The 8,495-nt window shown below is 55.3% G+C and carries 9 protein-coding genes and 1 riboswitch; of the genes, 7 read left to right on the top strand and 2 right to left on the bottom strand.

The features are described 5' to 3' along the window. Positions 1-134 precede the first annotated feature (134 nt). On the bottom strand, positions 135-851 hold the full coding sequence (locus tag RTM06_RS19000; protein ID WP_008102708.1) for an ABC transporter ATP-binding protein: 717 nt from the start codon (positions 849-851) through the stop codon (positions 135-137). Between the two features lie 901 nt (positions 852-1,752). On the opposite strand from RTM06_RS19000, the gene uvrB reads away from it, so the two are divergent. Then, a complete protein-coding gene (uvrB, locus tag RTM06_RS19005) occupies positions 1,753-3,774 on the top strand; it encodes an excinuclease ABC subunit UvrB (RefSeq protein WP_256695966.1) in 2,022 nt (673 codons plus the stop codon). Between the two features lie 61 nt (positions 3,775-3,835). On the opposite strand, the gene yvcK is transcribed toward uvrB, so the two are convergent. Continuing rightward, positions 3,836-4,738 carry a uridine diphosphate-N-acetylglucosamine-binding protein YvcK gene (gene yvcK / locus RTM06_RS19010; protein WP_008102701.1) on the bottom strand — a complete coding sequence of 301 codons (903 nt, stop codon included), beginning with the start codon at positions 4,736-4,738 and terminating at the stop codon, positions 3,836-3,838. 196 nt (positions 4,739-4,934) lie between these two features. Next, positions 4,935-5,070, top strand: a riboswitch (molybdenum cofactor riboswitch). On the opposite strand from yvcK, the gene moaA reads away from it, so the two are divergent. From moaA to RTM06_RS19040, 6 genes are all read left to right on the top strand, one after another. Beyond that, complete coding sequence (moaA, locus tag RTM06_RS19015) at positions 5,060-6,046, top strand: GTP 3',8-cyclase MoaA (RefSeq protein WP_312184278.1); 987 nt, start codon at positions 5,060-5,062, stop codon at positions 6,044-6,046. Its footprint overlaps the riboswitch before it by 11 nt. A 17-nt stretch (positions 6,047-6,063) precedes the next feature. Then, the gene (gene moaB, locus RTM06_RS19020; protein WP_101763177.1) at positions 6,064-6,579 is read left to right on the top strand and encodes a molybdenum cofactor biosynthesis protein B; all 516 of its coding nucleotides are present in this window, start codon (positions 6,064-6,066) and stop codon (positions 6,577-6,579) included. A 2-nt stretch (positions 6,580-6,581) separates the two neighbouring features. After that, positions 6,582-7,067, top strand: a complete 486-nt coding sequence (gene moaC, locus RTM06_RS19025) for a cyclic pyranopterin monophosphate synthase MoaC (protein ID WP_154153274.1) — start codon at positions 6,582-6,584, stop codon at positions 7,065-7,067. Beyond that, on the top strand, positions 7,060-7,305 hold the full coding sequence (gene moaD / locus RTM06_RS19030; protein WP_256695970.1) for a molybdopterin synthase sulfur carrier subunit: 246 nt from the start codon (positions 7,060-7,062) through the stop codon (positions 7,303-7,305). Before moaC ends, moaD begins: the two co-directional genes overlap by 8 nt. Positions 7,306-7,307: 2 nt before the next feature. Then, positions 7,308-7,760 (top strand): molybdopterin synthase catalytic subunit MoaE, encoded by a 453-nt coding sequence (moaE, locus tag RTM06_RS19035; RefSeq protein ID WP_265297450.1) that lies wholly within the window; start codon positions 7,308-7,310, stop codon positions 7,758-7,760. Between the two features lie 80 nt (positions 7,761-7,840). Next, a partial coding sequence (locus RTM06_RS19040) for a DUF1615 family protein (protein WP_409455818.1) occupies positions 7,841-8,495 on the top strand: 655 nt, incomplete at its 3' end.

Raw genomic sequence — 8,495 nt, forward strand, 5'->3', positions numbered from 1 at the left:
GAAAAAGAAGCCGAAACGCTATGCGTTCCGGCATGATTAAGTCTTAACTGACGAGTATTACGCCATAAATGGCGACCCTACAAAACCACATCAAACACCGTAGGGTCGCCATTCATGGCGACCTGGCTACATCGTCACGTCGCGGTCAGCCACTTATTCACCGTTAAATCATCCAGCTGCGCCACTTTACCGTGCGCCACGTTACGCCCACGATGCAGCAGCAAGAAATAATCGGCGACGCGGCGCACAAACGACACGTGCTGCTCCAGCAGCAGAATGGTTAAACCATACTCACGGTTTAGCCGACGAATCAGATTGCCCATCTCCTCTTCCAGCCACGGCGACATCCCTTCCGTTGGCTCATCCAGAATCACCAGCTTGGGTTGCAGCACCAGCGCGCGCGCCAGTGCCAAATGTTGCTGTTGCTCCATCGGCAACTCGCCGCTGCGCTGATGGCGCAATGAATAGAGCGCTGGAAACAGATCAAATACCATTTCCGGAATAGCGCGGCTACGATCGTCCTGCGCCGCCATCAGGGCGATCAGCAGGTTATCCTCCACGCTCATCTGCGAGAAAATATGCCGTCCTTGCGGCACGTAACCAATGCCGGTGCGCGCGCGCAGCTCGGCCGGTTGCAGCAGCAAATCTTCCGGCGGCGCGCCATCTTCCTGCCAGGTCATTGAGCCGCTGTTAATCGGCAGGCGGCCCATAATGCAGTTCACCAACGTGGTTTTGCCCATGCCGGGGCTGCCCAGCACACCGGTGCAGGTGCCCGGCGGCAGATCGAGATCCACATCCCACAGAATGTGATTTTGACCGTAAAACTGATTCACCGAACGTAAACTCAGCATCTGACATCCTCCTTCCAGATTATTAGCCTGAATGCTCCCGCTCTGTGTCGTCTGGCATACAGTCGTGCACGATTGATGGACACCGCTGTCGTCGGCAAGCGCCGATATGGACTCGTCACTCCATATAGCAAACACTGCAATTCCCAGGCCAGGTTAGGAATTCAGGCCGTTCTGCGTCGCAAACCTGACAAATCAACCGCTAAAAGTTGAGAAATACTTAACAATTGCCGGCGGTGATAAATGAGCTGCACTTTGACGGTGCTAACGGCTTAACGTTTCTGGTGCATTTGATCGTTCGTAAGGCAATAACCTGGGAAATAAATGGCCTAAAGGCTGGCTTTTCTCCAGGTAAGGAGAGGTAAACCGGGAAAAAGAAGGGTTAATGCGACACGCAGGAGGAGAAAAATAAATGCGAAAAAATTTTTTTTCGCGCTTAAGAATGGGCGAGAGAAAATTATACACAGCCGATGGGCTCGGGGCTGGATTCACTTATCCACCATTACTGTGGATAACCTTGTGCATTAGCGACTGAAAACCGTGTGCAAGCGAGTAAATTCGCGGCCTTCATACATTATGATGAGAAACTGGGCTTTTGAGTCAATGTCAGTAAAAACAGTAGGTTAGTTAAAATCAAGCATGCGAATTATCTGGCTTGTCATCGGACTGCAATTTAATGACACTCTATTGACAAATGTTAAAAGCGTCCTCCGCTTGGGGATAACATTGCGCAACAAGCGCTTGCTGGCTGCCGCTTAAATTGCACTGAAGAAAATCCGCTTCAGATTCCATTATCGTGCAAGGTTACTGTAATTATGTCCAGTATTTTTTTCTGGCAAATTCGCCATAGCAGAGTAGAATTAGCAGCCTGCCCGCCGACTTCATCTGCTGGAACCGCTAAAACATGAGCAAAGTCTTTAAACTCAACTCCGCTTTCAAGCCTTCAGGCGATCAACCTGAGGCGATTCGCCGTCTCGAAGAGGGGCTGGAAGATGGACTCGCGCATCAAACGCTGTTGGGCGTGACGGGCTCAGGTAAAACCTTTACCGTGGCGAACGTGATTGCCGACCTTAACCGCCCGACCATGGTGCTGGCACCGAACAAAACCCTGGCGGCGCAGCTCTACGGCGAGATGAAAGAGTTTTTCCCGGATAACGCAGTGGAGTTTTTCGTCTCTTATTACGATTACTACCAGCCTGAAGCCTATGTGCCGAGTTCTGATACCTTTATCGAGAAAGATGCCTCGGTGAATGAGCACATTGAGCAGATGCGTCTGTCGGCGACCAAAGCGCTGCTGGAGCGTCGTGATGTGATTGTGGTGGCATCTGTTTCGGCGATCTACGGTCTGGGCGATCCCGATCTCTACCTGAAAATGATGCTGCACCTGACGCGCGGCATGATTATCGATCAGCGCAGCATTCTGCGTCGCCTGGCGGAACTGCAATATACCCGCAACGATCAAGCCTTCCAGCGCGGCACCTTCCGCGTGCGCGGCGAAGTGATCGATGTATTCCCGGCCGAATCCGATGACATCGCGCTGCGTATTGAGTTGTTCGATGAAGAAGTTGAAAGGCTGTCGCTGTTTGATCCGCTCACCGGTCAGATTGATTCTGTTATCCCACGCTTTACCGTCTATCCCAAAACGCACTACGTGACGCCGCGTGAGCGCATTCTTAAGGCGATGGAAGAGATCAAAGATGAGCTGGTGATCCGCCGCAAAGTGCTGCTGGAGAACAACAAGCTGCTTGAAGAGCAGCGTATTTCCCAGCGTACGCAGTTCGATCTCGAAATGATGAACGAGTTGGGTTACTGCTCCGGCATCGAAAACTACTCGCGCTATCTCTCCGGTCGCGGACCGGGCGAGCCGCCGCCGACTTTGTTTGACTATTTACCGGCGGATGGTTTGCTGGTAGTCGACGAATCGCACGTTACTATTCCGCAGATTGGCGGCATGTATCGTGGTGACCGCGCGCGTAAAGAGACGCTGGTGGAATACGGCTTCCGCCTGCCGTCGGCGCTGGATAACCGCCCGATGAAGTTTGAAGAGTTTGAAGCGGCCGCGCCGCAAACCATTTATGTGTCGGCCACGCCGGGCAATTACGAGCTGGAAAAATCGGGCAGCGAAGTGATCGATCAGCTGGTGCGCCCAACTGGCCTGCTGGATCCGGTGCTGGAAGTGCGTCCAGTGGCGACGCAGGTTGACGATTTGCTGTCGGAAATCCGCAAGCGTGTCGAAATCAACGAGCGCGTGCTGGTGACGGTACTGACCAAGCGTATGGCGGAAGATCTCACCGAATACCTTGTGGAGCACGGCGAGAAGGTACGCTATCTGCACTCGGATATCGATACCGTAGAACGTATGGAGATCATCCGCGATTTACGGCTCGGCGAATTTGATGTGCTGGTCGGCATCAACTTGCTGCGAGAAGGTCTGGATATGCCGGAAGTGTCGCTGGTAGCAATTCTCGATGCCGATAAAGAGGGCTTCCTGCGTTCCGAGCGTTCGCTGATTCAGACCATTGGCCGCGCCGCACGTAACATCAACGGCCGGGCGATTCTCTACGCCGACAAAATCACGCCGTCGATGGAGCGCGCGATGGGCGAAACCGAGCGTCGTCGCGAGAAGCAGCAAAAATACAACGAAGAAAACGGTATCGTGCCGCAAGGGCTTAACAAGAAGATCACCGATATTCTTGAGCTCGGTAAAAACGTGGTGAAAACGCGCGGCAAAGGCAAAACCGCGTCACGCACTGCGGCAGAAGCCGAAGCTAACTATATGGCGCTTACGCCGCAGGCGATGCAGAAGAAGATTCACGAGCTGGAAGGGCAGATGCAGCAACACGCGCAGAACCTGGAGTTCGAAGAAGCCGCCAGCGTGCGCGATCAGTTACATCAACTGCGTGAGCTGTTTATTGCGGCTTCGTGATGGTAGTAACCAGGTCGCCATAATCGTAATGGTTGTAACCAGGTCGCCATAAATGGCGACCCTACACGGCCTGAATGGCGTGTTCCAGCGCGATGCGCAGCAGCTGGCGGTCGTGGCGATATTTGATGTCGGCGGCTTCCAGCGGTTCGCGAATGATTAAGCGCTCTTCCACGCCGCGAATATCGGCGGCTGGACTGACTACCACCGCATCAATCACCCGCTTGCCAATCGCTTTCTCCATGATCGCCAATTTATCGGCCACATTCAGGCTGGCTGCCGCCGGGCTCAGTTCGCGGCCCAGATTACCAATAAACACCATGGTGGCAGGTGTACGACGCAGCGCGCGCGCCATATCTTCCATCAGCAGAATCGGCATCAGGCTGGTGTAGAAGCTGCCGGGGCCAATCAGAATCAAATCCGCTTCGCCAATCGCCTCGATGGCTTCACGGGTTGGCAACACATTCGGATGTAACATCAACTCTTCGGGCGGCTGCTTCATCTCATCAATCGCGGTTTCGCCGTACACCATGTTGCCTTCGCCATCCTGCGCCACCAGATCAACCGGCTGTTCCGACATCGGAATCAGAAACGCATCAACCTTAAGCAGATTGCGAATGATATTGATGGCTTCCAGCGGACGTACGCTCAGGTGATCAAGCGCCTTCAGCATCAGGTTGCCGAGGTTGTGTCCGGCCAGCTCGCCATTGCCGGTGAAGCGATACTCAAACATCGCGGTGGCGACGCTCGGTTCGGTGATCAACTGATTGATGCAGTTGCGCATATCGCCCCACGCAATGCCGCCTTCCGAGCGGCGAATGCGGCCGGTGGATCCGCCGTTATCGGTGGTGGTGACAATGCCGGTTAAGCGCGAGCCTAACGGTGCCAGCGCCGACATCACGCGGCCCAAACCGTGTCCGCCACCTAATGCCACTACGCGGTCCAAATCTGCCAGGGTTCGATTCATGTTTCTCCTTTGTCACTGACGTCCTCGCGTTGAGGCGTAGTTGAACTGATGTGCATCAATATCTGTGATGCATTTTACCGTATCCTGTCGCGAAAATACGGTGAAAAATACGTTATACATCAAGCTATATAGCGAAATTCACTGATGGATGCGAATCGCTAATCGCGCTACCATTCGTTTTAACCGTGTTGTCCATAATGACAACAAACTCCCAAGCCTGGTTTCCTAAGTCGTTAACGATATGGAAGGCAGGCCGCAGCCTTGAGCTGCCAGGGTGCAGAAAGAAATGACTGCATCTCCCGACTTTGGAAAGGTGTTCAGGTGCCACAATTTACAGATGCCTACGCGCGCAGCTTTTACTATCTGCGCCTGTCGGTCACGGATGTGTGTAACTTCCGTTGTACCTACTGCTTGCCGAATGGCTACAAGCCGAACGGTTCGAACAATAAAAGCTTTCTCTCGCTGGATGAGATTCGTCGCGTGACGCGTGCCTTTGCGGCTGCGGGCACGGAAAAAGTGCGCCTGACGGGCGGCGAACCTTCTATGCGTCGCGATTTCACCGACATCATCGCCGCCGTGCGTGAAAATGCCGCTATTCGCCAGATCGCGATGACCACCAACGGTTACCGCATGGCGCGTGACGTACGTGCCTGGCGCGCCGCCGGTCTCACCCATATTAACGTTAGCGTCGACAGCCTCGACGCACGCCAGTTTCACGCCATTACCGGCCAGGACAAATTTGCCGAGGTGATGGCGGGAATCGACGCCGCCTTTGATGCCGGTTTCGAGAAAGTGAAAGTGAACAGCGTGCTGATGCGCGATGTGAACAGCCACAGTCTCAGCACCTTTCTTGAGTGGCTGCGCCTGCGACCGATTCAACTGCGCTTTATCGAACTGATGGAAACCGGCGAAGGCAGCGATCTGTTCCGCCGTCATCACATCTCGGGTGAAGTGATCCGCGATCAGCTGATCATGCAAGGCTGGCAACGCCAGCCGCGCGGTCGCAGCGACGGCCCAGCGCAGGTGTTCCGTCATCCCGATTATCAGGGCGAAGTGGGCCTGATCATGCCGTACGAGAAAGATTTCTGTGCCAGCTGCAACCGCCTGCGCGTCTCGGCGCTGGGCAATTTGCATCTGTGCCTGTTTGGCGATGGCGGCGTGTCGCTGCGCGATCTGCTGGCCTCTGACGATCAGCAAGACGAGTTGCAGGCGCGCATTGCGCACAGCCTTGGACAGAAAAAGCAGACGCATTTCCTGCATCAGGGCAACACCGGCATCACGCAAAATCTCTCCTTTATTGGTGGCTAAACACAGGAGTTACGGCCATGGGTAAACCTTCCGGCGAATTTGTCGCCTTAAATGTGGCGGTGATGACCGTCTCGGATAGCCGCGATGCCAGCAATGACACATCGGGCGATTATCTGCGTGAAGCGCTGGCGGAAGCCGGGCATCAGGTGGTTGATCGCGCGATTGTGCCAGATAACCGCTATCGCATTCGCGCCACGGTGTCGCGCTGGATCGCCAGCGACGATGTGCAAGTGGTGATCGTGAACGGCGGCACCGGTTTCAACAGCAAAAACAGCACGCCAGAAGCGTTGCTGCCGCTACTGGACCGTGAAATCGAGGGCTTTGGCGAGCTGTTCCGCATGATCTCCTATGAAGAGATCGGCAGCTCGACGCTGCAGTCGCGCGCGGTGGCCGGATTAGCCAATCAGACGCTGATTTTTGCCGTGCCGGGATCGACCAACGCCTGCCGCAGCGCCTGGGAACGCATTATTGAAGATCAGCTGGATGCACGTACGCGTCCGTGTAATTTCGTTTCACATTTGAAGAAGTTGTAAGCATGTCATCGTTAACTCATATCAATGCCGCTGGCGAAGCCCACATGGTGGATGTCTCCGGCAAAACCGAAACGGTACGCGAAGCGCAGGCCGAAGCGCTGGTGCTGATGAGCGCCGAAACGCTGCAGATGATTATTGACGGCAGCCATCATAAAGGTGACGTGTTCGCCACCGCGCGCATCGCCGGTATTCAGGCAGCAAAACGTACCTGGGAACTGATTCCGCTCTGTCATCCGCTGATGCTGAGCAAAGTGGAAGTCAGTTTGATTGCTGAACCCGAGCACAATCGCGTGCGCGTTACTTCGCTGTGTCGTCTGACCGGCAAAACCGGCGTCGAGATGGAAGCGTTGACGGCGGCCTCCGTCGCGGCGCTGACCATCTATGACATGTGCAAAGCGGTGCAAAAAGACATCGTCATCGACCAGCTGCGTTTGCTGACTAAAAGCGGCGGCAAGTCCGGCGATTTCAAGGCGGTGAGCCATGATTAAGGTGCTGTTTTTTGCTCAGGTGCGTGAATTGACCGGCACCAGCTCACTGGATTTGGCTCCAGAATATGAGGACGTCGCGACATTGCGCGCGGCATTAGCGGAGAAGGGCGAACGCTGGGCGCTGGCGCTGGAATCCGGCAAGCTGCTGGCGGCGGTTAACCAAACGCTGGTGCCAATGACGCATCCGCTACGTGCCGGTGATGAAGTGGCCTTTTTCCCGCCGGTGACCGGAGGCTGATGATGGAAACGCGGATTCGTGTCGGATCAGAACCTTTCAACGTCGGCGAGGAGTACGGAAAACTCGCCGCCCATGACAGCGATGGCGCGGTCGTCACCTTTACCGGCAAAGTGCGCAATCACAATCTCGGTACCAGCGTGGCGGCCTTGACGCTGGAGCACTATCCCGGCATGACGGAAAAAGCGCTGGCCGATATCGTTGAAGATGCGCGTCAACGCTGGGCGCTGCAGCAGGTCACGGTGATTCATCGCGTTGGCGAACTTTTCCCCGGCGATGAAATTGTGTTTGTGGGCGTCAGCAGCGCGCATCGGGGCAGCGCCTTCGCTGCCACTGAGTTCATCATGGATTACCTGAAAACCCGCGCACCGTTCTGGAAGCGTGAAGCCACCGCTGCAGGCGATCGCTGGGTCGATGCCCGCGACAGCGATCATCAGGCTGCTGAGCGCTGGAGCTAGCGCGCAAAATCCTCCGGCTCCGATAGCGGCAGGCCACTGAAAACGTTAAGGTACGGTTTTTGTTGGCGTCAGGGAGCAGGATGAACACGAGCAAGATGATGAAAGGCGCAGCATTGCTGGCTGCGCTGGTACTGGTTGGTTGTAGCACTAAAAAAGAGCCGCAGGCGCCTGCGCGTCAGCCCGCCGATGTGAAAAGCCAAATCCAGCAGTTGTTGCCCAGCGACGTGAAGCAAAAATCCGCTTGGGCCGACGACATCTATACCGCGTTCCGCGTGCAGCAAATCGATGCCAGCGTCAGCAACATCTGCGCGGTCATTGCCGTCACCGATCAGGAATCCAACTTCAGTGCTGATGCGGAAGTGCCGGGCTTGCCGAAAATCGCCTGGGGCGAAATTGATCGCCGCGCCGCCAAAGTGCACGTTCCGGCATTTCTGGTGCGCACCGCACTGTTAATCAAATCGCCGAACGGTGAAAGCTATGCCGTGCGTCTGGATAAAGTGCGCAGCGAGAAAGAGCTGAGCGCCATCTTTGATGATTTTATCGATATGGTGCCGATGGGGCAGAAGCTGTTTGGCAATCTTAACCCGATTCATACTGGCGGGCCGATGCAGGTCAGCATTGAGTTTGCGGAAGCGCACGCCAAAGGCTATCCGTATGCGGTTGACGGCTCGATTCGTCGAGAAGTCTTCACGCGTCGCGGTGGTATCTATTTCGGCACGCTGCATCTGCTTGGCT

This window comes from Pantoea sp. CTOTU46764 (assembly GCF_031974595.1).
Classification (GTDB): Bacteria; Pseudomonadota; Gammaproteobacteria; order Enterobacterales; family Enterobacteriaceae; genus Pantoea; species Pantoea trifolii.